This window comes from Roseobacter cerffii, assembly GCF_054226325.1.
The window spans coordinates 1,863,292-1,887,733 of sequence record NZ_CM135757.1 but is presented as its reverse complement, the minus strand read 5'-3'; the positions used below and the strand labels follow the sequence as shown (position 1 = coordinate 1,887,733).

The following is a 24,442-nucleotide window of genomic DNA, read 5'->3' as shown; positions in this document are numbered from 1 at the left end:
CGAAAAATGCCATATTCTCTCTGGCCCGGCAAAAAAACCTTGATTATTTCCAGATCGCAAACAATCGCAGGTGGTACCGGCGGGTTGATCCACCGTCCGATTCGGTCAGTATAGGCTCGCAACCGGACAAACCGGCCTGCCCCGCGCGGGGTTCGCGCAGACATCTGGCCTGGAGCAGATCATCACCGCGATGCGTCAGTGGTTCACAAAATGGGTCGGCTGGGTCCGCGTTATCGCGATACTGGGTCTGCTATGCGGGCTTGTGATCCGCATCGGGGATCCTGCGCCCCTGGCTGCGCTGCGCAACGCCTCCTTCGATCTCTACCACCAGTCGAAGCCGCGGGAACTGACCCAACTGCCTGTCGCGATCCTCGACATCGACGACCGCAGCATCGAAGAGATCGGCCAGTGGCCGTGGCCGCGGAACCAGGTCGCCGATCTGGTGCGTCGGGCAACGGACCAGGGCGCGGTCGCCATCGGTTTCGACATTGTCTTTGCCGAGCCAGACCGCCTCTCGCCACCGCAGATCGCGCGGGACAATCCCGCGATGCCCGATCCATTGGCTACGGCGCTCGAGGGTCTGCCCGACAATGACGACATCCTGGCAGAGGCTTTCGCCGGTTCCCGCGTCATCGTCGGCCAAACCAGCGTGCGCACATCCGCGGGCAACCGAGACGAAAAGCGCGCGATGGCGGATGCACCGCATGCGTTGATCGGGCCGAACCCGATGCCCTACCTGATGAAGTTCCCCGATATCGTCCAGAACCTGCCCGTGCTCGAAGCCAAGGCTGCCGGTCGGGGCATGTTCGCCACGCGTCCGGATGCAGATGGTGTGTACCGACGCGTGCCGCTGGTGATGAGCGTTCAGGGGGAAATTCGGCTGGGGCTCACGCCGGAGCTTTTGCGCGTTGCAACGGGAGGCGATCCGTTCGTCGTGCGCACCAATGACGCAGGTGTCGAAGGGATAGTCCTTGCGCGCCAACTCATCTCGACGGCCCGCGACGGGACCGTTTGGCCCTACCTGACCCCGTCGTCGCAAAGCCGCTATGTCTCTGCAACCGATCTGCTGAATGGCCGGACACCGGAGGGCCGGCTGGCGGGCCATCTTGTCTTGGTCGGCACCTCCGCCATCGGGTTGGAGGACTTCCGCGCCACCCCACTCGGCGTAGCCATGGCCGGAGTCGAGATCCACGCGCAGGTGCTGGAAAACATCATGGCCCAAAGCCTGCTGATCCGACCCAACTACACCATCGCGATTGAGCTGATCACCACCCTTGCGCTCTGTGTTCTGGTGATCATCTTCGCCCCCTCGATCTCGGCCCGCGCGCTGATCTTGTCCTCCCTCCTGCTGATGGGCAGCTACATCGCCCTGTCCTACTATCTCTTCTACGACCAACGCATCTTGCTCGACCCGTCGTTCCCGGTGCTGGCAGCGGCGATCACCGTGATCCTGATCTCAACCGTCAACTACCTGCGCGAAGAGCGGCAGCGCCGCGAGATCCGCAGCGCCTTCGGGCAGTACGTTTCGCCAGATCTCGTGGACCAACTGAGCGAGAACCAGAGCCAGCTGACCCTCGGTGGTGAATCGCGGCAGCTGACGCTGCTCTTCAGCGATGTGCGCGGGTTTACCGCCATCGCTGAAGAATTCCGCGACGATCCCGAAGCGCTGACTTTGCTGATGAACCAGTTCCTCACCATCCTATCGAACGCGATCATGGATGAGAAAGGCACCATCGATAAATTCATGGGTGACGCGGTCATGGCCTTCTGGAATGCGCCACTGGCCAATGACGATCATGCGCGCGCCGCCTGCCGCGCCGCTTTGAAGATGATCGCGGATGTGGAGGACTTCAACAAAACCCGGCTGCGCGCGCAAAAGCGCAAGCGGGTCGGCCAAAAAGGCCAGGCCACTGACAAGCGCAAGCCCTGGGTCAAGGTGCATCGGATCAACGTCGGTATCGGCATCAACACAGGCCAATGCGTAGTCGGCAACATGGGAAGCAACACGCGGTTCGACTACACCGCGCTCGGCGATCCGGTGAATGTGGCCTCCCGTCTTGAAGGGCAGTCGCGCTACTACGGGGCGTCCATCATTCTCGGCCATGCCACCGCACGGGAGGTCGGGGATGATTTCGCGATGCTCGAGCTCGACCGCGTGCGTGTGGTGGGCAAGGAGGTGCCCGAGACCATTTTCGCGCTGCTAGGCGATAAGACGCTCCGCGAGAACGGTGCCTTTCAAGAGACCTGGGCGCGCAACGCCGAGATGCTGGCCGCTTACCGTGCGCAGGACTGGGACCGCGTGGAAACACTGCTCAGCGAGTTGCGCGCGCGGTTCGAAACGCTGGGGATCGGGCTGCAGGATTATCTGAACCTCTACGCGACCCGTCTGAGCGACCTGCGTCTCAACCCGCCTGTGGCCGATTGGGACGGGGTCTTCGCCTCGACCAAGAAGTGACTATCGCTCGCGCAGCGCCTCAGCCTGCGCGCGCAGGATCGGCTTGGCGAGATAGGACAGCACCGTGCGTTCGCCGGTCTGAATATCAACCGAAGCGATCATCCCCGGCGTGATTGGCAACGGCTTATCCTCGGTGCCGAGGTGCGACTTCTCGGTGCGCACGATCACACGGAAAAACTCCCCGCCCTCATCGCTGGAAATCGTATCCGCTCCGATGCGGACAACCTCGCCGTCCAGCGCGCCATAGACCAGGTAGTCATAGGCCGAAATCTTCACCGAGGCGGGCTCGCCCGGGCTGACAAAGGCGATGTCGCGGGGGCCCAGATCGGCCTCGATCAAAAGGCTGTCGTCAATCGGCACGATCTCGACCAGCGCGGCGCCGGGTTGCACGACGGCACCGATTGTCGTGGCGTTGATGCGGTTAATCGTGCCTCGCACCGGCGCTCGCAACTGCGCGCGCGTCACCCGATCGTCCGCGCTGCGCAGGGTCTCTTGGACCACAGCCAGTTCGAGTTGCAGTGCGGCCAGCCGCTGGCGGGCCGAGAGCGCATAGGCTGAACGTGCGGCATCAATCTGGTTCTCGGCTCCGACGATCGCGGCGTGCAAACGCGGCTCGCTGGCGCGGCCCACAGCAAGATCGCCGCTCAGCTCCGCCAGCCTGGACTGCAAGCGCAGGAGCTCGATTTGCGGCACGAGCCCGCGCTCGAACATGTCCTGGGTCAAGGCAATCTCGGCCCGCAAGGGCGCGATGATGCCCTCGGTCCGCGCGCGCTGCGCCTTGATTTCTTCGAGCTCTCCGCGCCGTTGCAAAAGCTGTGCTTGAAGGACCTGCAGTTCGCGGGTGAGTTGCTCGCGCCGCGACAGGAAGACTTCCTGCTCCGCGGCCACTGCCAAAGGCGCGCGGGCGCGCAAGGCATCCTCGAACGTCAGGTCCTCGGCAAACTGCGCCTCGGCCCGCAACCGCGCGGATTCCGCCAAAACCGCAGCTTCGCGCTCGCGCAATTCGCCCCGTTCCGCTGCAAAGCGGGTGTCGTCGATTTGCATCAGCACATCACCGGGCGCGACGATATCGCCTTCGGCGACGGTGATATCGCGCACGATGCCGCCTTCGAGGCTCTGGACGACCTGCACCTGTTGGGACGGGATGACCCGACCCGTTGCCCGCGCTGTTTCCTCGATCTCGTATGTCGCGGCCCAACCGAGAAACGCAATCATGCCAAGGAAAACCGCGAGCAGAAGGCGCCACGGGCCGCTCTCGCGCACCGCGGCATCGGCGCCCGAGATGTTGTTAGCAAACTCATCCTCGATCCGGTTGCCGAACATCGCGCTACCCCGCAGCCTTCGCTGCACTCATGGCGCGCAGCTTGGTCAACACCTCGGTGCGCGGCCCGTCGAGCACTGCACGCCCCTGGTCCATCACGATCAGCCGGTCGGCCATCGCCGCGAGCGACTGGCGGTGCGTACAGATGATCAGCCCCACACCGGTCCGGTTCAACTCCTCAAGGCGCCCGATGATCTGGCCTTGCATCCGCTGATCCATCGCGTTTGTCGGCTCGTCCAGAAACAGCGTCTTGGGACGCCGCAGCAGCAGGCGCGCAAGTGCCACACCCTGTTTCTGCCCGCCGGAAAGGTGCTTGCCCTGCTCGCCCACGAACATGTCGAGCCCCTCGGGCGCTTCGGCCATGAACTCATCCATCGCAGCATAATAAAGCGCTTGCGCGATGTCCTCGTCACTGGCGTCGCGCTGCCCGATGATTAGATTTTCGCGCAGCGTCCCGGTAAACAGATCCGGCGTTTGCGGCAGATACCCGATACCCCGGCGCAGCTCTGCTCGCTCGTATTGCGAAAGGGCGATGCCGTCGATCAGTACGGTGCCGCTGTCAGGCTCGATCAGTCCCGCAAGCAGCTTGCCGGTGGTCGTCTTGCCCGATCCAACCCGGCCAAGCAGCGCGACGCATTCGCCAGCGCCAACCGAGAACGTCAGAGCGTTGAGTGCGGGCCTCGGCGCCTTGGGATAGGCGAAGCTGACCTCATCAAGCTGGACCGCCCCTTTGCTGACCCGCGCGTCGCTTTTGACCGCGCTGCTCTGCTCGACCGGCAGGGCCATGAAGCGGTTGAGCGCGGCGAGGGATTTGAACGCATACTGCGCGCGGAAAATCGTCTGAGCGATCATCCCCAGTGGCGCCAACACGCGGCCCGCAAGAATATTGGCGGCAATCAACCCACCCACGGTGATCGCCCCCTCCGCCACGAGGAAGACACCCCACACGATGATCAGCACCGAGACGGCCTGCTGAACCAGCATTGTGCCGTTGGTCGCAACGTTCGACCAGAACCGGGTGCGCCCGTTGATCTGAGACGATGCTGTGACCGCCGCCTCCCATTCGCGTTGCATCACCGGCTCTGCGTTGAGGCTCTTGATGGTCTCGACGCCTCCGAGGGCCTCGACCAAGACAACGTGTCGCTTGGTTGCCATCTGTTGCGCGCGGCCTGCGCTGCGGCCCAGCGGAAGTTGCGCGGCAATCGCGATCACCAGCACAACCGGCACGGCAAGCAGCGGGACAACTGCAATGGGCCCGACCACCCAGAACAGGGCCGCGACAAAAATCCCGATAAACAGGACATCAATAACGGCGACAAAGGTGGCCGAAGCGAAGAATTCGCGCACGACCTCGAAGTCCCGAATTGTGCTGGCAATACCTGCAGCCCCCCCCGGCCGGTTCAGCAGCTGCGTGTTCATCGCCTGCCGAAAGAGCGTTGCAGCGACTTTCAGGTCGACCCGCCGACCGATATTCTCGAGCACATTGGCCCGGATGATCCGCATCATCAGATCGAGCACAAGCGCGATGCCAACCCCGATAGCCAGCGTCCAGAGCGTGACATAGGCCAGATTAGGGATCACCTTGTCATAGACGTTCATCACGAAGAGCGGCAGTGCAAGCGACATCACGTTCAACAGCAGTGCAGCCACAAGAACCTGGGTCCAGTTGCCCCAATTGGCCCGCACCGGCCCCCAGAACCATGATCTACCGCCCCCTGCCTCCACAATCGTCTCAGGCGCGCTCATCCCTGCGGCACGGTCACTGCTGCGCGTCACCAGCATCAACTCCGGACGGATTTCCTTGCGCAGCTGCTTTAGGGAGACATCCTGCACCAGGTTGCTCTCTGCCGGGTCGACGAACTGAACGATCTTTCCACCTTTCGCGAAACCCTGCACGATCAGAGCGTCTCCGCCCGTCCGCCAGACGACGAAGGGCAGCGCGATCGCATCGATGCTCCCTGGATCGCGCAGAACGAGACGGGATGACAGCCCGATGGCTTCAAACGCGCGCATCAGAATGTGCGGGTCCGACATCGACGCACCATCGGGCAAGCGCGCCTGCACGGCCTCGGCAGAATACGGCAAGCCAAAGGCATCGGCCATCCACGCCACAACGGGGTGGGATGGCGCAAATACCACACCGATGCGCGGGCGGTCCGAAGGATCAGCGACCGCGCCGCCCGCCTTGGGATGCGCCTCCAGCGTCATTTCAGCGGCTCAATTGTCGTGTCGAAAATCGCCGTCGGGTTGTCTTTCACCCGCTCCTGGAAGACTGGCTCCAAGGCCAGGTCACTCTTTGCAAGACCGAAATGATCGGCGAGAAGGCTTTGCGCAGCGAGCGCACGGTAGGTGCTGAAAGCGAGCCCGGCCTGCGCACCCACGGCCTCGAACTCCACGTTGAACCGTGCCCGTTCAACCTCCAAGAGGTCCAGCAGAGTGCGTTTTGCGGCGAGGAACTCATCCCCGTAGACTTCGACGATCAATCGGTTGATCCGCAGTTGATCGGTCAGCTGCGCGGCACGGTCGGCATTGGTCCGATAAGTGTTCCACGTCCGCGCAGCCAGCTCGCGCACATCGCGCACAGCCACCGCCTGCTCGGCCAGCGCGCGGCTGTTCTGTTCAGCCAATGCGCGCCGCTCTGCCTCACGCCCGCCCCGATAGAGCGTCCAGCGCAACCCGACGCCAATGGTCTCATCCGTCCGATTGCCCGCGACGCCATTGCGGTTGATGTCACGTACGACACCAGCGTTCAGTGTGAATTCCGGATAGCGGTCTGCGAGGGCCACCTCAGCCTGAAAGCGGGTCTGGTCAATCTGCGTCCGCGCGAATTGAACGCGGTAGCTGTTGGCCACAGCCGTCTGCGTCAGCTGGGTCAAAGATGGCGGCGTTTGCGCGGATGGCACGCGCATCCCGCCGCCTGGTGGACGGCCAATAACTCTTTCATAGCGCGCATTTGCGTCGCGAAGCGCACGTTCCACATCAAGCTGAGCAAGGCGTGCGGAGCGGATCCGATCATCAATTGTTAGTTCGTCGCTGTAGGGCAGCCGCCCGCCCTGCACAAGCTCCCGCACCCGCGCACCGATCTCTTCATGCTTCTCGACATTACGCTGTGCCACTTCGCGCAGAAGGCGGTGGCGATGCACATCAATGTAGGCTTCGGTGGCGTTGAGCGCCATCGTCTCGGACGCATCGAGCAAGCTGAAGATGCTGCCGTCCACGCGTGCCGCGTTCGCATAAACCAAGTTGGACCTGCGAAACCCATCGAAGAGAACCAGCTCGGCTCGCAGCCCCAGCTGGTGGCGCGCCTTGGTGCTGTCGTTGTCCGACGCCGACAGCGAGTTCGGGTCATCGACCCTTTGCCACCCAGTCTCGCCCGACAGGATCACCCGCGGTTCAAATTCGCCCCGCAGCTGGATGAGCTCGAACGCCGAGGCGCGCATCTGGGCTTGTGACGCCTTGATCGCAGGGTTGGTGGTCACGGCAAAGCGCACAGCCTCACGCAGGGTTTCGGCGGACACACCGCCGACACCCCACGACATCATCAGGCCCGCGCAGAGCAGCGTGCGCATTCGTTTCAAATCGGCATCCCCCGTAACCACATACAAACCACGTAAAAACAATGCCTTCACGTTACCCAAATCAATTGAAAAAGCAATCAATGAGAGGGTTTGCAATCTGAGGGAGACCCCGAGAAACGTCAGACAACCGCCGCCGCCTCGGACTTGCGGTTGGCAGCGATCAGGTTTCTGACGTCAGGCGGAGCCTTGCGACATCAGCCACAACCAGATCATGCCAATGTAGGTGAGCTGGTGCAGCGCCTGATCAACACCGGATGCGCGCCAATAGCCGGAATCCGATGGTGTCAGCTTCTGATGGGTTGTGTGGCGCCCCTTCCACCAATCGATGTGAAAGTGTACGGCCCACTCCAGCAGGACGACCGGCACCACGAACGAAACCGGCGCGCCAACGAGGCTGAGCGCGATAAATGATCCTGCCGCATGGATACCTGCATGCACGAACGTGCCGAGATGCAGATACTGGCCACGCCCTTCCAGCATGGATTTGGTTTGCAGGAAGTAATCCGCCAGCATGTGTTTGACTTGTAATAAGCACAACAGGATCAGCAGTGTGCTGTAACTCGCTACCAAGACTTTTTTCCTTTCACCCCCCGGCGCTGCTGACACTACTGCGATGCTGGATCATGTGTAAATCCGGCGTTCGCCGAAAGGGTCTGCAAAAATGCATTTTCTTCAAAATTGACGTGCCGTTTCAGCGAGACCTGGTCCCGCCCGTGCGGCCCGCGATGTCATTGACGATACAAAAGCGATTTCCCGTTTGCAAAAAGGTGGACCTTCGACGGATCCGCGGTGAGCTTCAGAGTTTGCCCGCGCATGTTGGTGTGAATACCCGCCAGCTTCGCGATCACCGTGTCAGTGTCCTTGGACGAGCTCGGCGCCTCGAAATAGAGCTGCGTGACCTCGCCCAATGCCTCGACGATAGTGACCTTGTCGGCAAAGGCATAATTGTCGCCATCCGTGGCGATCATGTCTTCGGGCCGGATACCGACGTTGATATTCATGCCCTTTTCAGACTCGCGCGTGGGAACGTTGGATTGGAAGGTGCCGCCCCCTTCTGGGCAGGAGACCGTTGTCACCTCGCCCGTCTCCACAATCTCGCCCGACAGAAGATTCATCGCGGGCGAGCCGATGAACTGCGCCACAAATTCGTTCTCGGGCTTTTCGTAAAGTTCCAGCGGCGTGCCGACCTGTGCGATCCCCTTGTTCGCCAGCACTACGATCCGGCTGGCCAGGGTCATCGCTTCGACCTGGTCATGGGTCACGTAGATCATCGTCGAGTTCGGCATGCTCTCCTTGAGTTGCGCGATCTCGATCCGGGTCGCCACACGCAAGGACGCATCGAGGTTCGAGAGCGGCTCATCAAAGAGATAAACCTTCGGGTCCCGCACGATGGACCGCCCAATCGCCACCCGCTGCCGTTGGCCACCCGACAGGGCTTTTGGCAGCCGGTCGAGGTATTGATCAAGCTGCAGCACCTTGGCCGCGCGGCTCACCGCCTCGTCGATCTCCTGCGGCGACTTCTTCGCGAGTTTCAGGGCAAAGGCCATGTTGTCGCGCACCGTCATATGCGGGTAGAGCGCGTAGGACTGGAACACCATCGCGATGCCGCGCTGCGCGGGCGGCACGTCGTTCATGCGGTCCCCATCGATGGTCAGCTCGCCCGAGGTGATCTTTTCCAGCCCGGCGATCATGCGCAGCAGGGTTGACTTACCACAGCCAGATGGCCCCACGAAGACGATCAGCTCGCCCGTTGTGATGTCCAGATCGATGTGCTTGAGCACCTCGACGTTGCCGCCATAGGCTTTGCCCACGTCCGTCAGTTGCAGATTGGCCATATCAGTGTCCCTCCCAAGACGTGCGGCTTAGTCCTGTTTCAGCGCGAGGCAAACCTGCCACGGCCCCAGGTGCAGTTTGAAATCCGGAGACGGGGTCGCCCCGCCCAACTCGTGCCCGATGGTCACCCAATCCCCCGGTGGCATCCCGTGCAGCGACGGCGTATCCGACAGGTTGAAGGCGCAGAACAGCGTTTCATCTTCATGCTCGCGGGTGAACTGAAGCACGTCACCATAGGCGAAAACGCCACCGTGCTCGCCCTTGATCAGCGCGGGGTGGTCCTTGCGGAAGGCAATCGCCCGGCGATAGTGGTGCAGGATGGCGCTCGGGTCATCCTCCTGCAGTCCGACCGACCGATTGAGATGATCGTGGCTGACGGGCAGCCAAGGGAAGCCCTCGGAGAACCCGCCATTCTGGTTGGAGGCTTCCCAGACCATCGGCGTGCGGCAGCCATCCCGCCCCTTGAACTCTGGCCAGAATTGCTTGCCATACGGGTCCTGAAGGTCCTCGAAAGCCACATCCGCTTCGGGCAGCCCGAGTTCCTCGCCCTGATAGAGACAGACCGAGCCGCGCAAACACATGATCAGAGTGGCGAACATGCGCTGTGCAGCGGGCGGCAGATCCCAGCGGGACGTGTGGCGTTCCACATCGTGGTTCGAGAAGGCCCAGCACGGCCAGCCGTTCTTGGCCACCCGACCCAGCTCGTCAAAGACCTGGGCGACCCGCGTCGCATCCAGCTTGGTCTTGGCGAGGAACTCGAAAGCATAACACATATGCACCATCTCGGGCCCGCTGGTGTATTCACCCAGCAGTTCCAGCCCCCGCTGCGCATCCCCCACCTCACCCACACAGGCCGCGGCGGGATATTCATCGAGCAGCGCACGGAAGCGTTTCAGGAATTCGAGGTTCTCTGGCTGGTTCTTCGAGTGGATGTGTTCCTGATGATTGTACGGGTTCACCGAGGGCGCGATGTTCGCGTTACGCCGCTCGGGCGGCAGCGCCGGGTTGTCGCGCAGCTGCTTGTCCGCATAGTAGAAGTTGATGGTGTCGAGCCGAAAGCCATCGACACCGCGATCCAGCCAGAAGCGCGTCGTGGCCAGGATCGCAGTTTGCACGTCGTCGTTGTGGAAGTTCAGATCGGGCTGCTCAACGAGGAAGTTGTGCAGATAGTATTGCTCACGCCCTGGATCCCACTGCCACGCAGGCCCGCCAAAAATCGACAGCCAGTTGTTGGGCGGCGTGCCATCGGGCTTGGGGTCGGACCAGACGTACCAATCGGCCTTGGAGTTGGTGCGGTTCAACTGGCTTTCGACAAACCAGGGGTGCTGATCAGACGTGTGGCTCAGCACCAGGTCGATCATCACCTTCAGCCCGTGCTGATGTGCGGCCTCGACCACCACGTCGAAATCCGCCAGCGTGCCGAACATCGGATCGACATCGCAGTAATCGCTCACGTCGTAGCCGAAGTCCTTCATTGGCGAGGTGAAGAAGGGCGAGATCCAGATCGCATCGACACCAAGCGAGGCGATATAGCTCATCCGCTGCGAGATGCCGATCAGATCGCCAATGCCATCGCCATTGCTGTCTTGAAAACTGCGCGGATAGATCTGGTAGATCACCGCGCCGCGCCACCAGTCCTTGTCGATCACGGGCAAATGCAGATGGTGTTCCATCTTTGTCATTCTTGTTTGACTTTCTATTTCACGGAGCCAGCCAGCAGGCCGCGCACCAGATATCGTTGCATTGTAAAGAAAACGATGAGCGGAACGGCGATGGAGATAAAGGCCGCAGAGGCCAGAATGCCCCAATCCCCGCCACGTGAGCCCAAAAGATCATCGGCGATCTTCACGGTCATCACCCAGGACTCGGAGTTCGATGGCAGGAAGACCTTGGCGACCAGCAGATCGTTCCACGTCCACAGGAACTGGAAGATGGCGAAGGAGGCCAGCGCCGGGAAGCTCAGCGGCAGCACGATCTTGGTGAAAACCTGAAAATCTGTCGCCCCATCGACCTTGGCGCTCTCGATGATATCACGCGGCAATCCCACCATGTAGTTGCGTAAGAGATAGATCGCGAGCGGTAACCCGAATCCGGTGTGCGCCATCCAGATGCCTAAGAAGCTTTGACCGATCCCGATGGAGTTGTGGAATTGCAGGAGCGGCACGAGTGCCAGTTGCAGCGGTACGACCAAAAGCCCCACGACCATCGCGATCAACAGCCCGCGCCCCGCAAAATCCATCCACGCCAGCGCATAGGCCGCAAAGGCCGCGATGAGGATCGGGATGATCGTCGCGGGGATCGTCACCGTAAGCGTGTTGATGAAGGCGATATCCATATTGTTTGAGAAGAGGATCGTCTGGTAGTTGTCCAGTGAGAAATCAGGCGGTGTCGCGGTCGAATAATAGACGCTCGGGTCGCGTTTGATCTCGGCTGGTGAGCGGTAGACGAAGTCTCCGTTCTCTTGCACGGTCAGGGACCGATCCCGGGTCAGCTCTGCCGTCTCTCCCGCCGCAGCCACCGTCGGGTTGGACCGTGCGCCGCCAAAGCGAATGACTTCGCCCTCACCACCCGAGAAGATGTTGCCTTCGATCACGAAGAACTCGCCGTCTTGGCGCACTTCACCTGCAGGGATCTTAGCCTGGAAATTCTGCTCCACTGCGAAGGGTGACAACCACCAACCCGAGGCCGAAATCTGATCACGGTCCCGGAAGGAAGAGACGAGCAGACCGACCGTTGGGATCAGCCAGAGCACCACGAGGAAGATCACTGAGAGATTAACGGCCCAGCTCAGCGAAGATTTTGTGCCTGCGATATTGTCCATTATCTCATCTCCGCCCGGGCCTGCCTGATGTTCCAGATCATCACCGGCAGAACGACAATCATGATGATGAAGGCCACCGCCGTGGCGCGCCCGTCATCTCGGAACATGTAGGACATCATGTAACTGGGCAGGATGTCGGTGCCGAAATTGCCGCCTGTCATCGTGTAGACGATGTCAAACACCTTGAGCACGAGGATCGTGATCGTCGTCCAGACCACCACGATGGTGCCCATGATCTGTGGCACCTTGATCTTGAAGAAGACCTGAAACGGGTTCGCCCCGTCGATGATCGCCGCCTCGATGGTCTCTTCGGGGATGCCGCGCAGGGCGGCGGAAAGGATCACCATGGCAAAGCCAGTCTGAATCCAGACCAGGATGAACATCAGGAAGAAATTGTTCCAGAACCGCACCTGAAGCACATCCAGCGGCTCGGACGCGCCAAAGAAATCCCGGATCGCGTTGATCAACCCAATGTCAGCGTTGTTGGCATAGACGAATTTCCAGATCAGCGACGCGCCCACGAAGGAGATCGCCATCGGCATGAAGATCAACGACTTCGCGATATTGCCCCATTTGAGCCGATCAGTGAGTTGCGCGACCAGCAGACCGAAGAAAGTCGCCGCCGCAGGGACAAAGAGCACCCAGAGCATGTTGTTGAAAAACGCGATCTGGAAGCCGTCGTCGGCAAACATCGTTGTGTAGTTGCCAAAGCCAATGAACTCGTCCCCCGACCGATTGAAAAGTGACCGGTAGAAGGAGCCCACGACGGGATAGACGAGGTACAGCCCCAAAGCCGCCATCGCCGGAAAGAGGAAGAGCCAGGGGCGCACCAGATTGGCGCGGTTGATATTCTGACCGGGATTATCCGCGCGGGGCGGAAAGATGACCTTGTCGAGGATCAGATTGGACAGGAAGAAATAGCCGACACAGCCGCCGACCCCGACGACAACTGTGATGATTCCCTGGAGCAGCGGTGACATGGCGATCCCTCCCAAGACGCATGTGCGGGTCTGGTCCGGCGGAGTGCGCCGCCGGACCCATTTGCTTTAAGCTTACTGGATCGTGTCCCAGCGCTCTTGAATGCCCTTGGCGACATCTTCAGCGCTGGCTCCGGTGGTGTAATCCACCATGCCGGTCCAGAACGCCCCAGCGCCGATCTCGCCCGGCATCAGATCAGAGGCATCGAAGCGGAAGGTGGTCGCGTTCAGCAAAATCTCACCCTGCGCCTTGAGGCTGTCTTCCAGGTAAGTCTCGGGGTTCACGCCCGCGTGCGCGGTCAAGAACCCGCCCTGAGCCATCCAAAGCTCATGCGCGATGGGTGTTTTCAGGAACTCAACAAAGGCGCTCGCGGCATCCGATGGGTTGGTGATGGCAAAAAGCGTGCCTGCACCCAGAACCGGCTTGCCGAGGTCCTTCTCGGAATAGGCCGGGAAGTAGAAGAAATCGACATCATTGCCCACTTCTGTGCCTTCCGGGAAGAAAGCCGGAATGAAGGAGGCCTGACGGTGCATGTAGCACTTCGGCGGGATCGCAAAGAGGCCCGCGGGGCTGTCACGGAAATCCGTGTTGGCAACGGCCGACGCACCGCCGTCAACGTAGTCATCGTTGCGCGCAAAGGCGCCAAATTCCTCGATGGCCGCGATCACTTTCGGGTCGTCGAACTTCATCTCGTTGGCGACCCAGGCGTCGTAGTCTTCTGGCGCTTGCGTGCGCAGCATCATCTCTTCGACCCAGTCGGTCGCGGGCCAGCCGGTGGCAGCTCCGGATCCCAGACCAATGCACCAGGGCGTACCACCTTCCTCGACGATGATATCCGTCAGCTCTTTCAGTTCTTCCATCGTCTCGGGGATGTCGTAACCCGCTTCGTCAAAGGCTTCGGGCGAGTACCAAACCAGAGATTTCACATCGACCCGGTAGAAAAGACCATACATCTGATCCTCGCCATTCTCATCCGCGTAGGTGCCGAGATCGACCCAGGATTGCCCCGCCGCGTAATTGTCACGCACCCAGTCCGACGTGCCATCAGGCAGCGGTGTGAGCAGGCCCTGGCTCGCCATATCCGCCGCCAGACCAGGTTGCGGGAAGACAGCGAGATTGGGCGCCGAGCCCGAGCGGGCGGAAATCACGATGTCCTGCTCAAAACTGTCAGAGCCGGAGTAGTTCACCGTCGCCCCGGTGGCGCTGGTGAAATAGGAGAACGCCTTGTCGACCTTGGCTTTCTCGTCGCCGGTCCAAGGGCCAGTGATCTCAACCGTCTGGCCGCTCAGATCGTACTTCTCGGCGAATTCATTGTAACTGTCCCAGTTGAAATCGCCCTCACCCACGGCGAAAGGCTGGTGCCCATCGGCATGCGCCAGTCCCGCGAAAAGAGCCAGTGCCGCAGCACCCGCGTAAAAACGTGCCTTCATGAGATCCTCCCGTTGCAATGCCTGTTTTGACATCGTCTTGATCATTTTTTGTGCGCAAAGAATCACTTCAAAGCGCTTTGGATGCCGGAAAACTGGAGGAAGGTATCAAACCTGTCAACTCGAGGTTGGGTTTCTGCACTGCTTTTCAAGGCTCTGCGGGCGCCTGCCCCTCGGTCAGCGGTTTCCGCTTTGACCTGACAAGCCGGGCTGCCTAGGCTGATCGCTGTTTGAAGGTAAAATTGGCACTGCAGGTCTTATGAATCTACGCGAGCTTTCCGAACGGCTGAACCTGTCGCAGACGACCGTTAGCCGCGCGTTGAACGGATATCCCGAGGTCAACGAACAGACCCGTAAGCGGGTTGCCGCCGCTGCCAAGCAGTACAACTACCGCCCCAACATCCGTGCGCAGACCCTTGCGACCGGTCGGTCCATGTCCATTGGGCATATCATCCCATTCTCCAAACAGAACGAGATGGTCAACATCGTCTTTGCGGACTTCATCGCCGGCGCCGGGGAGATTTATGCCCAGAACGGGTACAACATGAGCCTGTCGTTGGTCCGCGACGAGGACGAATTGAGCGCCTACCGCGGTGTCGCCGAGAAGGGTGCGGTGGACGGGATCATCGTGCATTCGCCAGCGCGAAACGACCCGCGGATCGCCTTTCTTGCCGACCTCGACATCCCTTTTCTGGTGCATGGCCGCGCGTCAGAGGTGATCACGCCCTACGCCTGGCTCGACGTGAACAACACCCGCGCGATTGAGACCGGCACCCGCCACCTGCTGGACCTCGGGCATCGGCGGATTGGGCTGATCAATGGCGAGGAACGGATGGATTTCGCCCAGCGGCGGCGCGACGGGTATCTGGCGGCCTTGCAACATGCCGCGCTCGAACCTGACGCCGAGCTGATGCGATCCAGCGAAATGAGCGAGCCTTGCGGGCATACCGCGACCAATGAGATGCTGGACCATCCCGATCCACCGACGGCCTTTGTTGCCGCGTCCATTGTCTCGGCTCTCGGCATCCGGCGCGCGCTGCAGGAGCGCGGGTTGGTGATGGGGCGGGACGTCTCCGTTCTCTGTTTCGACGATGAAATCTCGTACCTGCCGAACGGTAAGGAGCAGCCCATCTTCACCGCGATGCGCTCCTCCGTCCGGGCGGCAGGCCGCCGCTGTGCTGAACTGCTCATTGACCAAATTGCGCAGCCCGACCAAGAGTTGCAAACCGAGCTCTGGGAAGCGGAGCTCGTCATCGGCACCTCGACAGGCCGCTGCCCGTAAAGGACACAGGATGGATTTCAAGAGATCGGATTTCCCCGACGGCTTCCAATTCGCGGCGGCGACCTCCAGCTACCAGATCGAAGGGCACAGCTTTGCTGGCGCGGGCAAGACCCATTGGGACACCTTCGCCGCGACCCCCGGTAACGTAGTGCGAGCCGAGAACGGTGACATCGCCTGCGATCACTACCACCGCTGGGAGGAAGACCTCGACCTGATGCAGGAGCTAGGGCTCGATGCCTACCGGTTCTCCACCAGTTGGGCGCGGGTGCTGCCGGAAGGGCGTGGCACGCCCAACGAAGAGGGTCTCGACTTCTACGACCGGCTTGTGGATGGGCTGCTTGCACGGGGGCTGAACCCGATGGTCACGCTCTATCACTGGGAACTGCCGGTGCCGCTGGCCGATCTGGGCGGCTGGCGCAACCCGGACGTCTCGCACTGGCTGGCGGACTACACGACCGTGATCATGAAGCGCATCGGTGACCGCGTGTTCAGCGCCGCGCCGATCAACGAGCCCTGGTGCGTCGGCTGGCTGTCGCATTTCATGGGGCATCACGCGCCGGGGCTGCGCGACATCCGCGCGACGGCCCATGCGATGCATCATGTGCTGACTGGGCATGGGCGTGCGATCCAGGCCATGCGCGCGCTAGGAATGAAGAACCTCGGCGCGGTCTGCAATTTCGAGTACGCGCATCCAGTGGATGACAGCCCAGAGGCGGCACGGGCCGCGCAGCTCTACGATGGGTACTACAATCGCTTCTTCCTCGGGGGCCTCTTCAAAGGCGCCTACCCTGAGGATGTGATGGAAGGCCTCGCCCCACATATGCCCGCAGGATGGCGGGACGATTTTGACCTGATCGGACAGCCGCTCGACTGGTGCGGGCTGAACTACTACACCTGCAAACGGATCGCACCTGTGGAAGGCCCCTGGCCCGCGCATGAAGAGGTGGACGGGCCGCTGCCCAAGACCCAGATGGGTTGGGAGATTTTTCCCAAAGGGTTGCACCATTTCTTGGGCTGGGTGCATGAAAACTACACCAAGGGCCTGCCGCTCTATGTCACCGAGAACGGCATGGCGAACCCGGACGATGTGGGCGTGCCCGATGACGCGCGCATCGACTATCTGAATGCCCATATTGCTGCCGCACAGGAGGCGATGGCAGAAGGGGTGCCGCTGGCGGGCTATACCTTCTGGTCGCTGATGGACAACTACGAATGGGCGCTGGGATATGAGAAGCGCTTTGGACTGATCCACGTTGATTTCGAAACCTTGGAACGGAACCCAAAAGCCTCGTATCACGCGCTGGCCAAGGCGCTCAGGGAGTGAACCACTCCGGCACGCCGAAGGGCGGCGTCTCCACGGTGCTGCCGGTCAGGCTTTCCAGAAAAGCCACGATCTGGGCGATTTCAACATCGTTGAGATCCGGCCCACGGTCAGGCACGACCCGCGCCTGACGCGCCATCTCGCGGGCATCCGACCGGATGACGAAGTCCACCGGCGCCAACCATGGCACATCCGGCAGCCTCGCATCCCGCGGTCGCCAAGCGGCGCGCATCGCAGCAGGGTTGAGGTGGTGGCGGACCATTTGCTCCAGCGTCGCGTAGGCTCCATTATGTCCATAAGGTGCGGTCAGGGCGACATTTCGCAGCATGGGCGTGCGAAAGGCATAGGCGTCGTCGAGTCGGTTGCTTTCACCCATGCGTCCGACGTCGCGGGCATAGGGATCAAACGTGCGCGTCCGACCTGGCCCAAAAGCGGGCAGACCCAATGCATGGAACTTCTGGTCACTCATAAGCGGTCCGGCATGGCAGATGGAACACTCAGCTTTGCCGTAAAAAAGCGCCATCCCTGCACGCTGCGCGGTATTGAGCGCATCGGTGTCGCCAGCCAGATAGCGATCAAACGGGCTATCGATGCTTGTCCACTCCATGGCCATGAAGGCGGCCAGTGCGTTCGCGATCTCGACGATCGTCACCTCTTCGGGCGCTTCAACATGCTCGAAGGCAGCGACAAACCGAGGGCCATAGTCACCTTCCGTCCGCACCCGTTTGGCGAGGATCGGCCAGGCGTTGTCGATGCGGTCGTGAACGGCCCCGATGACCTCGTTCTCGCCCGGATTTCCCGCCATCTCGAACTGCGCCACCAGCGGAAAGAGCGCCTGGGCCGCCAACAGCGAGTTCAACCCTTTCGGGAGCCATTCTTCAGCCGGCGAGTTGAATCCGTTGCCAAAGAGATCGGAAGTGCTCAACCGCCCGTCGTGGAACATCACGGTCAGATCGCGCGCGCCCAGGTTCCAGAGCCCTGGCGCATTGCGGGGGATGCGCTTGGCGATCCGCGACAGACCGATGCCGGGCGTCCGGTCTGGTCCAAGCCCCTGCCCGCCCTCGCCAATGCCGAGCGAGAGCCCGTCGCCGGTGCCAAAGTCCGGGTGGTGGCAATGCGCGCAGGAGATATTCCGGTTGCCCGAGAGGATCGTATCGTAGAACAAGGACTGGCCCAACGCGGCCTGGTCCCGGTCGAAGTCAAGGAAATCGGCGGCGGTCAGCGCTGGCGGCAGATCCCCCGCCAACACGGTGGTCGCGAAACAGGAGAGAAGAACACCATGCGCGCCATGTGCCTTGTGCTTGCGCTGCTCGCGCCGCCGGCCTTTGCCGAGATCGAAGGCGCGCGCGACATGATGGAAGAGGGCCGTTTTGAGGAGGCCTATGATGCCCTGTGGCCCGCGGCGCGGTCGGGCAATGCGGACGCCGAGGAGCTGATCGGCGTGATGTACGCGATGGGCCTTGGCCTGCCGCGCGACGACATTCGTGCGTTTGAGTGGTACCTGCGTTCGGCGATGAAGGGGCACCCGGGCGCGCAGTCGGGCGTCGGCTGGTACTATGAGGTCGGGCGTGGCATGCCTGCGCCCGATTTGGTGCGCGCCTACATGTGGTACACGCTCTCGGCCATCGGCGGCGACCCCGACGCGGCGATCAGCCTCGAAGAGGTCGTGAAGAAGATGACCAGGGCGGAGATCGAGAAAGCGCATGAGCTGGTCGCGGACTACAAGGTCTGGATGTACCCATTCAGGTGATGCAGGGGCGACCACCAAGGCCGCCCCGTGCGAAGGTCAGTTGAGATCAGATGCGCGCGCGGCCCCGATTTCCTCTTCCGCTTCAGCCACGGCGGTGGTCAGGGCCTCAAAGATCTCTTCGCCACGCGCCACATTGTCCTTGAACCAGTCGAACACAGGCGCCGCGCCCTCTTTGAAGGCCGCCTTCTGTTCCGGTGTCGGCACATAAAGGTCGCCACCTTCAGCCACGAACTGCTCGTAGGCCTCGATGGATTTGCGCTTGGGCGAGGCAAAGGTCGCCTGCTGCAGCGCGTAGAAGCCATCGACCACTACGCGGCGCATGTCTTCCGGCATCTCCAGGAAGCGTGCGTTGTTCATCCACCACAGCGCGCCCATGTACGCGTGGCCGTCGAGCGTGACATACTTGAGCCCCGCATCGGGGAACTTCATGCCCATGATGTCGGTGATGCCGTTCTTGGAACCTTCGACCACGCCGGTCTGGAAGGAGGTGAAAAGCTCAGGCCATGGGATTGGCGTGGGCGCGGCACCGAGCGCCTTCACAAGCTCCTGCGGCAGGTCGGCGACCACGGTGCGGATCTTCAGCCCTTCCATGTCCGACGGCTCTGCGATCCGGCGCTTGGTGTTGGCAAAGTTGCGCCAGCCGCCGGTATTGCCAATGGTCATGAGGCGGATGGCGTCACCGGAGTCTTCCAGAGCCATCTCGCGCATCTTCCGGGTGAAATCGCCTGAGAGCACATGCTCGGCAATCCGGTCATCCGCCATCAGATACGGCAGGTCGAGCACCTGGACGTACGGGAAGATGCCCGAGGCGCCACCTGAGGTTGAAACAAAGATGTCAATGGTGCCGTCAGCCACGCCCTGCAGACACTCCGCCCCATTGCCGCAAAGCTGCGTGCCAATGAAAAGCTCCACTGCGATGGCGCCGTTGGAGGCGGCCTCGACGTAGTTCTTGAAAACAACAAGGCCGTCATAGTCCTCATCGTTTTCATTGGAATTCGCCGTGGCGCGCAACGTGTAGTCCTGCGCTGCTGCCGCCATCGCAGACCCGGCCAGCATGGCCGCAACAGTCAGCGATTTCAGGGTGTTTTTGATCATGTCTTTCCTCCCATTGGATGTTTTGTCAGTTCGCAAAGCCCGTCAGACGCGGGATTGTCATGGAAATGGCCGGTATGTAGGTGATCAGGAAAATCACCAGAATCTCGACCGCCAGAAACGGCAGGATCGCCTTGGAGATCGTCTCGACCCGCTCGCCAGAGACCGATGAGGCCACAAAGAGCACAAGCCCCATGGGCGGGGTTGCAAGGCCCACGGTCAGGTTTACGCTCATGATGATGGCAAAGTGGATCGGATCGACCCCGAGGCTCACGAAGATCGGCCCGAGGATGGGGCCGAGGATGATGATCGCGGGGCCTGCGTCGAGAAACATGCCCACGACAAACAGTAGCAAGTTGATCAGGAACAGCAGGATCAGCGGGTTGCTCGTCAGACTAAGGACAAACTCCGCCATGGTCTCGGGCGCGTGGCTGAGGCTGACCACCGTCTTGAACGCCATCGCGGCGCCCACCAACAACAGCACCACCGCCGAGGTGATGCCCGCGCGGTTCAGCACGTCCGGCAGATCGCTCAGTCGCAGCGTGCGCATGACGAAAAGCCCGATGATCAGCGCATAGGCCACGGCCACGGCGGCGGCTTCGGTGGGCGTGAAGACACCCGCCAGAATACCACCCAAGATGATCACGGGAGTCATCAGAGGGAAGAACGCCTTGAGGCTCGCCTGCCCGCGCTCGCCCCAGGAATGCTTCTTCGTGGCGACGGGAAAGTCGTATTTGTCGGCCTGGAACTTCACCACCAGCATGAGACCAACGCCGACAAGGATGCCCGGCACGATGCCCGCAAGGAACAGCGCCGCCACGCTCTCGCCCATCACATAGGCGTAGATGATCATGATCCCCGAGGGCGGGATAATCGGGCCAATCACGGAACTCGCCGCCGTGATTGCAGCCGCAAAGCGGCGTTTGTAGCCCTGTTTCTCCATCGCCGGGATCAGCATCGAGCCAAGCGCTGAGGTATCCGCGACGGCGGAACCGGAGAGGCCGGCAAAGAGCATCGATGAGAGGATATTCACGTGGGCCAGACCACCGCGGAAATGGCCCATCATCGCCTGCGAGAACTCCACTAGCCGCATCGTGATGCCACCGCGATTCATCAGCTCTCCCGCGAGCATGAAGAAGGGGATCGCCATCAGCGGAAAACTGTCCATCCCGTTGTAAAGGTTGCGATAAAGCAGCGTGATGTCACGTTCCTGCCCGTTCAGCCACAGCAGGATGCCCGGTGCGGCGAGCAGGCCGAAGAAGACCGGCAGGCCGATCATCAGGAAGACGAGGAAAAGCGGCAGGAACCAGACCAGCATTACTCCGCCCCCACCTGTTCTTCGATTGTGATCGCGGGCAGGTGATCGGCCCCGCCCATCATCTTCACGAGGGCGCGCAAGATCAGCTCGACGTTCACGGAGATCAGCACCATCACACCAAAGAGCAGTGAGGCCATCATCCAGCTGCGCGGTACGCGAAACCAATTCTCGAAGCTCAGGCTCGTCGGCAGATAAAGCGAGGCCGTTGCAAATTTTCCAGCAAACCCAGTGACTTCAGACCATCCGATCTGCGCGCCCACGACCAAGACGCCTAGGCTCAGAAAAAGCAACAACAACGAAATGACAGCCCCGATACGTTCAGGCAGCAGCCGCACAACGGTGTCGATGGCCACGAAACCGCCACGACGAAACGCTGTGGGCGCCATCAGACCCGTCATCCACAGCATGCAAAAGCGCGCTGCCTCATCCGGCCAGGGCAGCGCGTTGTTCAGCACATAGCGGTAAAACACCTGGATGAGAATTGCGGCGACCATAAGCGCCACAGCCACCACCCCGAGGCCCCTGCCCAGCTTGAGCACGACCTCGTTGACCAGCCGGAGCGGTGTCATCACCGCCAGCAATGCTCCCATCCCGGAGCCTCCTCCCTTGTGCCCGGGTATTCCGGGTCACGACGTGCGGGTTTTCCCCGCACGCTTCATTGGTTGGCCTTTTAGGCCTGATTGTCAAACCGTCTGAAGCGGCCCTGGCAAAAAATCAGCGCGTCCCCCTCCCGGAACGCGGCTGACCCGACACGGCCCACAACAATCGAATGGTCGCCAGCGTCGTGGATCTGATGCGCCGTGCATTCGAAGCGGGCGAGGCAGTCGCCCAGCAGTGGTACACCTTTGGCATTGGTCGTCACGTCAAGCCCGTCGAATGCCTGACCGGATTTCGCAAACCCCATCGCGATATGTTCATGCTCGACCCCCATCACATGGATGGCGAAATGCTCGGCGTCGATGAAATGCGCGTAACGGCTTGAGGACTTCGCCGGGCACCACAGCACCAGCGCAGGGTCGAGCGAAACGCTCGAGAAGGAGTTCGCCGTCATGCCGATGGGGCCAGTCGAGGTCTGGGCCGTTACAACGGTGACGCCGGTTGCAAACTGGCCAAAGGCGGTGCGCAATTGGCGCTCCGTGTCGGGCCCGGGTGTAAAGCTGTGCAGCCCCGCCATTTGTCGTGTTCCATCCGCCATCATGGCACCTCCTGACCGTTCGCGGCCTCGTAGAGCTCGAACCATGTCTCGCGGTCGAGCTCGACCGTGAACGCATCCGAGAAGGTAGCGATGCGCGACAGTGTGTTTGTGCCCATGACCGGCAGAATGCCCGCCGGATGCGCCAGAAGCCACGCCACCGCCACCGCGGCACGGTCAACTCCTTGTGCCGCAGCCAGCGCGTCCATCTTGGCGGTCAAATCGTTCGTTTCGGCCATCAGACTGCCGCCGCCCAGTGGCGACCAGGCCATCGGGCTGATCCGGTGACGCTGGAGATGTGCGAGATCACCATTGATCAGGCAATCGCGCGCGGCGAGGCTGATCTCGATCTGGTTGGTGACCAACCGATGGCTCATCGCCGATTGCAGCAGGTCCCAGTCCCAGGGGCGGAAGTTCGACACACCCACCGCCTTGATCTTGCCGCTCTCGATCAGCGCGTCGAGCGCACCGCCGGTCTCCGCCGCATTCATCATCGGATCGGGCCGGTGGATCAGCAACAGGTCAATCTGCTCGATACCCATATAGGTGAGCGAGGACTCGACGCTGGCCTGAAAATGCGCCGCAGACGTGTCATAATACTTCACCCGCCGATCAGAGTACTTGCCGATGGGCGCAACGATATCGCATTTCGTCACAAATTCGAGCTGATCCCGCAAGCCTGGGCTCTCTTTCAAAGCTGCGCCAAAGACCTCTTCGGCCACATAGCCGCCATAGATGTCGGCCTGATCCATCGTGGTGATGCCCTGCGCGAGGCAGGCGTCGATCTTGGCGCGCACATGTGCGGGCGAGGTGTCGCTGTCGTCCGCCAGCCGCCACATGCCATAGACGATGCGGCTGAAGTCCAGCGTATCGGAAAGGGCCACGCGCTCCATCAGCGACGCTCCCCCGCGGCGAGTGGTGTCGCCGGAGCGGCCTCGGGCACACGGCCGTAAGCCTCTGGCAGAGAACAGGTTTTCAGATGCGGCATGACCAGTCTGCCGAAATGCTCCGCCTCTTCCTTGTGGGGATAGCCCGAGAAGATGAAGGCGCGGATGCCCATTTTCTGGTAGGCCTCGATTTCCGAGAGCACCTGATCGGCGGAGCCCACAAGCGCCGCGCCACAGCCTGAGCGTGCACGGCCAACACCTGTCCAGAGGTGCGGCTCCACATAGCCGAACTCATCTGCGATATCGCGGTTCTTGGCTTGATGCAACACGCCGAGCGAGGTGGCATCCAGCGCCCGTTCCCGGATCTTGCGGCCATACTCGTCATCCAGCTTCGAGACGATATAGTCGGCGTATTCCTTGGCCTCAGCCTCGGTGTCGCGCACGATCATATGCACGCGCAGACCGTAATCGAGCGTGCGCCCTTTCTCGGCCGCGCGGTCATGCACCGCCTGCATCCGGCCCGCGATGGCGTCCTTGGGTTCAGGCCACATCAGGTAGACGTCGCAATGCTCGGCACACAGATCGAGCGCGGCAGGGGAGTAGCCGCCAAAGTAAAGGAGCGGCCCGCCGGTCTGGTAAGGTCGCGCCGGGTCCGTGGTCAGCCCCTTGAAGCTGTAGACCTGGCCCTCGTGGTCGATCTCGTCCCTAGTCCAAGCCTGCTTGAGGATTTCGACAACCTCGCGGGACCGCTGATACCGATACTCGCTGTCCGCCTTCTCGCCCGGGAAATCGGAGCTGATAATGTTCACCGTCAGCCGCCCTTCCAGCATGTGGTCGAGCGTTGCGATGGTACGCGCCAGCATGATGGGCTGCATCTCGCCGCAGCGCACAGCGGCCAGAAGGTTGATCTTGTCCGTGATCGGCGCACAGCCCGCAACGAAGCTCAGCGTGTCCTGCCCGACCTGGTACGAAGAAGGACACAGGATGTTCCTAAATCCCTGTGCCTCAGCCGTCTTCACGATCTCGGAGCAATGCGCCCAGGACGAGCGCAGATCCCCATCCGGCACCCCCAGAAACTGGTAGTCATCCGAACAGAGGGCTGCGAACCAGGAGACTTCCGCCGCATCGAGATCGGCAGAGGTGACGGGCACAACGGTCATGGATTTCCCTTCGCGAGTGAAAGCTGA

At 61.4% G+C, this 24,442-nt stretch carries 20 protein-coding genes; 4 read left to right on the top strand and 16 right to left on the bottom strand.

Going from position 1 to position 24,442, the window contains the following annotated elements:
- Positions 1-190 precede the first annotated feature (190 nt).
- Positions 191-2,455 carry a CHASE2 domain-containing protein gene (locus ACVC7O_RS09140; RefSeq protein ID WP_458325777.1) on the top strand — a complete coding sequence of 755 codons (2,265 nt, stop codon included), beginning with the start codon at positions 191-193 and terminating at the stop codon, positions 2,453-2,455.
- On the opposite strand, the gene ACVC7O_RS09135 is transcribed toward ACVC7O_RS09140, so the two are convergent.
- The 9 genes from ACVC7O_RS09135 to ACVC7O_RS09095 all read right to left on the bottom strand — a co-directional run bounded on the left by ACVC7O_RS09135 (position 2,456) and on the right by ACVC7O_RS09095 (position 14,416).
- The gene (locus ACVC7O_RS09135; protein WP_458325776.1) at positions 2,456-3,778 is read right to left on the bottom strand and encodes an HlyD family type I secretion periplasmic adaptor subunit; all 1,323 of its coding nucleotides are present in this window, start codon (positions 3,776-3,778) and stop codon (positions 2,456-2,458) included.
- Between the two features lie 4 nt (positions 3,779-3,782).
- Positions 3,783-5,984, bottom strand: a complete 2,202-nt coding sequence (locus tag ACVC7O_RS09130; protein WP_458325775.1) for a type I secretion system permease/ATPase — start codon at positions 5,982-5,984, stop codon at positions 3,783-3,785.
- Entirely contained in the window at positions 5,981-7,345 is a 1,365-nt protein-coding gene (locus tag ACVC7O_RS09125) for a TolC family protein (protein WP_458326062.1), read from the bottom strand. The genes ACVC7O_RS09130 and ACVC7O_RS09125 overlap by 4 nt, the downstream gene beginning before the upstream one ends.
- 183 nt (positions 7,346-7,528) lie before the next feature.
- Positions 7,529-7,924 (bottom strand): DUF3307 domain-containing protein, encoded by a 396-nt coding sequence (locus ACVC7O_RS09120; protein WP_458325774.1) that lies wholly within the window; start codon positions 7,922-7,924, stop codon positions 7,529-7,531.
- A gap of 158 nt (positions 7,925-8,082) precedes the next feature.
- Positions 8,083-9,189 carry an ABC transporter ATP-binding protein gene (locus tag ACVC7O_RS09115; protein ID WP_458325773.1) on the bottom strand — a complete coding sequence of 369 codons (1,107 nt, stop codon included), beginning with the start codon at positions 9,187-9,189 and terminating at the stop codon, positions 8,083-8,085.
- A gap of 27 nt (positions 9,190-9,216) precedes the next feature.
- Positions 9,217-10,869, bottom strand: coding sequence for an alpha-glucosidase (locus tag ACVC7O_RS09110; RefSeq protein WP_458325772.1), 1,653 nt, complete (start codon positions 10,867-10,869; stop codon positions 9,217-9,219).
- A gap of 14 nt (positions 10,870-10,883) precedes the next feature.
- Positions 10,884-12,008 carry a carbohydrate ABC transporter permease gene (locus tag ACVC7O_RS09105; RefSeq protein ID WP_458325771.1) on the bottom strand — a complete coding sequence of 375 codons (1,125 nt, stop codon included), beginning with the start codon at positions 12,006-12,008 and terminating at the stop codon, positions 10,884-10,886.
- Positions 12,008-12,988 carry a carbohydrate ABC transporter permease gene (locus ACVC7O_RS09100; protein WP_458325770.1) on the bottom strand — a complete coding sequence of 327 codons (981 nt, stop codon included), beginning with the start codon at positions 12,986-12,988 and terminating at the stop codon, positions 12,008-12,010. Before ACVC7O_RS09100 ends, ACVC7O_RS09105 begins: the two co-directional genes overlap by 1 nt.
- A 72-nt stretch (positions 12,989-13,060) precedes the next feature.
- A complete protein-coding gene (locus tag ACVC7O_RS09095) occupies positions 13,061-14,416 on the bottom strand; it encodes an ABC transporter substrate-binding protein (RefSeq protein WP_458325769.1) in 1,356 nt (451 codons plus the stop codon).
- A gap of 256 nt (positions 14,417-14,672) precedes the next feature.
- On the opposite strand from ACVC7O_RS09095, the gene ACVC7O_RS09090 reads away from it, so the two are divergent.
- Both ACVC7O_RS09090 and ACVC7O_RS09085 read left to right on the top strand, forming a co-directional pair.
- Positions 14,673-15,695 (top strand): substrate-binding domain-containing protein, encoded by a 1,023-nt coding sequence (locus tag ACVC7O_RS09090; RefSeq protein ID WP_458325768.1) that lies wholly within the window; start codon positions 14,673-14,675, stop codon positions 15,693-15,695.
- Between the two features lie 10 nt (positions 15,696-15,705).
- Entirely contained in the window at positions 15,706-17,019 is a 1,314-nt protein-coding gene (locus ACVC7O_RS09085) for a GH1 family beta-glucosidase (RefSeq protein WP_458325767.1), read from the top strand.
- Here the strand turns inward: ACVC7O_RS09085 and ACVC7O_RS09080 are convergent.
- On the bottom strand, positions 17,009-18,265 hold the full coding sequence (locus ACVC7O_RS09080; RefSeq protein WP_458325766.1) for a cytochrome-c peroxidase: 1,257 nt from the start codon (positions 18,263-18,265) through the stop codon (positions 17,009-17,011). The genes ACVC7O_RS09085 and ACVC7O_RS09080 overlap by 11 nt on opposite strands.
- 30 nt (positions 18,266-18,295) lie before the next feature.
- Between ACVC7O_RS09080 and ACVC7O_RS09075 the strand changes: the two genes are divergently transcribed.
- A complete protein-coding gene (locus tag ACVC7O_RS09075) occupies positions 18,296-18,766 on the top strand; it encodes a tetratricopeptide repeat protein (protein WP_458325765.1) in 471 nt (156 codons plus the stop codon).
- Positions 18,767-18,802: 36 nt separating this feature from the next.
- Here ACVC7O_RS09075 and ACVC7O_RS09070 read toward each other — a convergent pair whose 3' ends face one another.
- The 6 genes from ACVC7O_RS09070 to ACVC7O_RS09045 all read right to left on the bottom strand — a co-directional run bounded on the left by ACVC7O_RS09070 (position 18,803) and on the right by ACVC7O_RS09045 (position 24,415).
- On the bottom strand, positions 18,803-19,861 hold the full coding sequence (locus tag ACVC7O_RS09070; protein WP_458325764.1) for a TRAP transporter substrate-binding protein: 1,059 nt from the start codon (positions 19,859-19,861) through the stop codon (positions 18,803-18,805).
- Positions 19,862-19,886: 25 nt separating this feature from the next.
- Positions 19,887-21,176 carry a TRAP transporter large permease gene (locus ACVC7O_RS09065; RefSeq protein ID WP_458325763.1) on the bottom strand — a complete coding sequence of 430 codons (1,290 nt, stop codon included), beginning with the start codon at positions 21,174-21,176 and terminating at the stop codon, positions 19,887-19,889.
- The gene (locus ACVC7O_RS09060) at positions 21,176-21,766 is read right to left on the bottom strand and encodes a TRAP transporter small permease subunit (RefSeq protein WP_458325762.1); all 591 of its coding nucleotides are present in this window, start codon (positions 21,764-21,766) and stop codon (positions 21,176-21,178) included. The genes ACVC7O_RS09065 and ACVC7O_RS09060 overlap by 1 nt, the downstream gene beginning before the upstream one ends.
- Positions 21,767-21,846: 80 nt before the next feature.
- Positions 21,847-22,371, bottom strand: a complete 525-nt coding sequence (locus ACVC7O_RS09055) for a flavin reductase family protein (RefSeq protein ID WP_458326061.1) — start codon at positions 22,369-22,371, stop codon at positions 21,847-21,849.
- Positions 22,371-23,261 (bottom strand): aldo/keto reductase, encoded by an 891-nt coding sequence (locus ACVC7O_RS09050; protein WP_458325761.1) that lies wholly within the window; start codon positions 23,259-23,261, stop codon positions 22,371-22,373. Before ACVC7O_RS09050 ends, ACVC7O_RS09055 begins: the two co-directional genes overlap by 1 nt.
- Positions 23,261-24,415 carry an LLM class flavin-dependent oxidoreductase gene (locus ACVC7O_RS09045; protein ID WP_458325760.1) on the bottom strand — a complete coding sequence of 385 codons (1,155 nt, stop codon included), beginning with the start codon at positions 24,413-24,415 and terminating at the stop codon, positions 23,261-23,263. Before ACVC7O_RS09045 ends, ACVC7O_RS09050 begins: the two co-directional genes overlap by 1 nt.
- Between the last annotated feature and the right edge of the window lie 27 nt (positions 24,416-24,442).

Bases quoted from the DNA above. Each gene is read 5' to 3' on its own strand.
- ACVC7O_RS09070 (WP_458325764.1), bottom strand. From the start codon at position 19,861: ATGATCAAAAACACCCTGAAATCGCTGACTGTTGCGGCCATGCTGGCC.
- ACVC7O_RS09115 (WP_458325773.1), bottom strand. From the start codon at position 9,189: ATGGCCAATCTGCAACTGACGGACGTGGGCAAAGCCTATGGCGGCAAC.
- ACVC7O_RS09105 (WP_458325771.1), bottom strand. From the start codon at position 12,008: ATGGACAATATCGCAGGCACAAAATCTTCGCTGAGCTGGGCCGTTAAT.
- ACVC7O_RS09050 (WP_458325761.1), bottom strand. From the start codon at position 23,261: ATGGAGCGCGTGGCCCTTTCCGATACGCTGGACTTCAGCCGCATCGTC.
- ACVC7O_RS09085 (WP_458325767.1), top strand. From the start codon at position 15,706: ATGGATTTCAAGAGATCGGATTTCCCCGACGGCTTCCAATTCGCGGCG.
- ACVC7O_RS09140 (WP_458325777.1), top strand. From the start codon at position 191: ATGCGTCAGTGGTTCACAAAATGGGTCGGCTGGGTCCGCGTTATCGCG.
- ACVC7O_RS09090 (WP_458325768.1), top strand. From the start codon at position 14,673: ATGAATCTACGCGAGCTTTCCGAACGGCTGAACCTGTCGCAGACGACC.
- ACVC7O_RS09135 (WP_458325776.1), bottom strand. From the start codon at position 3,778: ATGTTCGGCAACCGGATCGAGGATGAGTTTGCTAACAACATCTCGGGC.
- ACVC7O_RS09060 (WP_458325762.1), bottom strand. From the start codon at position 21,766: ATGGGAGCATTGCTGGCGGTGATGACACCGCTCCGGCTGGTCAACGAG.
- ACVC7O_RS09100 (WP_458325770.1), bottom strand. From the start codon at position 12,988: ATGTCACCGCTGCTCCAGGGAATCATCACAGTTGTCGTCGGGGTCGGC.
- ACVC7O_RS09045 (WP_458325760.1), bottom strand. From the start codon at position 24,415: ATGACCGTTGTGCCCGTCACCTCTGCCGATCTCGATGCGGCGGAAGTC.
- ACVC7O_RS09125 (WP_458326062.1), bottom strand. From the start codon at position 7,345: ATGCGCACGCTGCTCTGCGCGGGCCTGATGATGTCGTGGGGTGTCGGC.
- ACVC7O_RS09095 (WP_458325769.1), bottom strand. From the start codon at position 14,416: ATGAAGGCACGTTTTTACGCGGGTGCTGCGGCACTGGCTCTTTTCGCG.
- ACVC7O_RS09075 (WP_458325765.1), top strand. From the start codon at position 18,296: ATGCGCGCCATGTGCCTTGTGCTTGCGCTGCTCGCGCCGCCGGCCTTT.
- ACVC7O_RS09065 (WP_458325763.1), bottom strand. From the start codon at position 21,176: ATGCTGGTCTGGTTCCTGCCGCTTTTCCTCGTCTTCCTGATGATCGGC.
- ACVC7O_RS09130 (WP_458325775.1), bottom strand. From the start codon at position 5,984: ATGACGCTGGAGGCGCATCCCAAGGCGGGCGGCGCGGTCGCTGATCCT.
- ACVC7O_RS09055 (WP_458326061.1), bottom strand. From the start codon at position 22,371: ATGGCGGATGGAACACGACAAATGGCGGGGCTGCACAGCTTTACACCC.
- ACVC7O_RS09110 (WP_458325772.1), bottom strand. From the start codon at position 10,869: ATGACAAAGATGGAACACCATCTGCATTTGCCCGTGATCGACAAGGAC.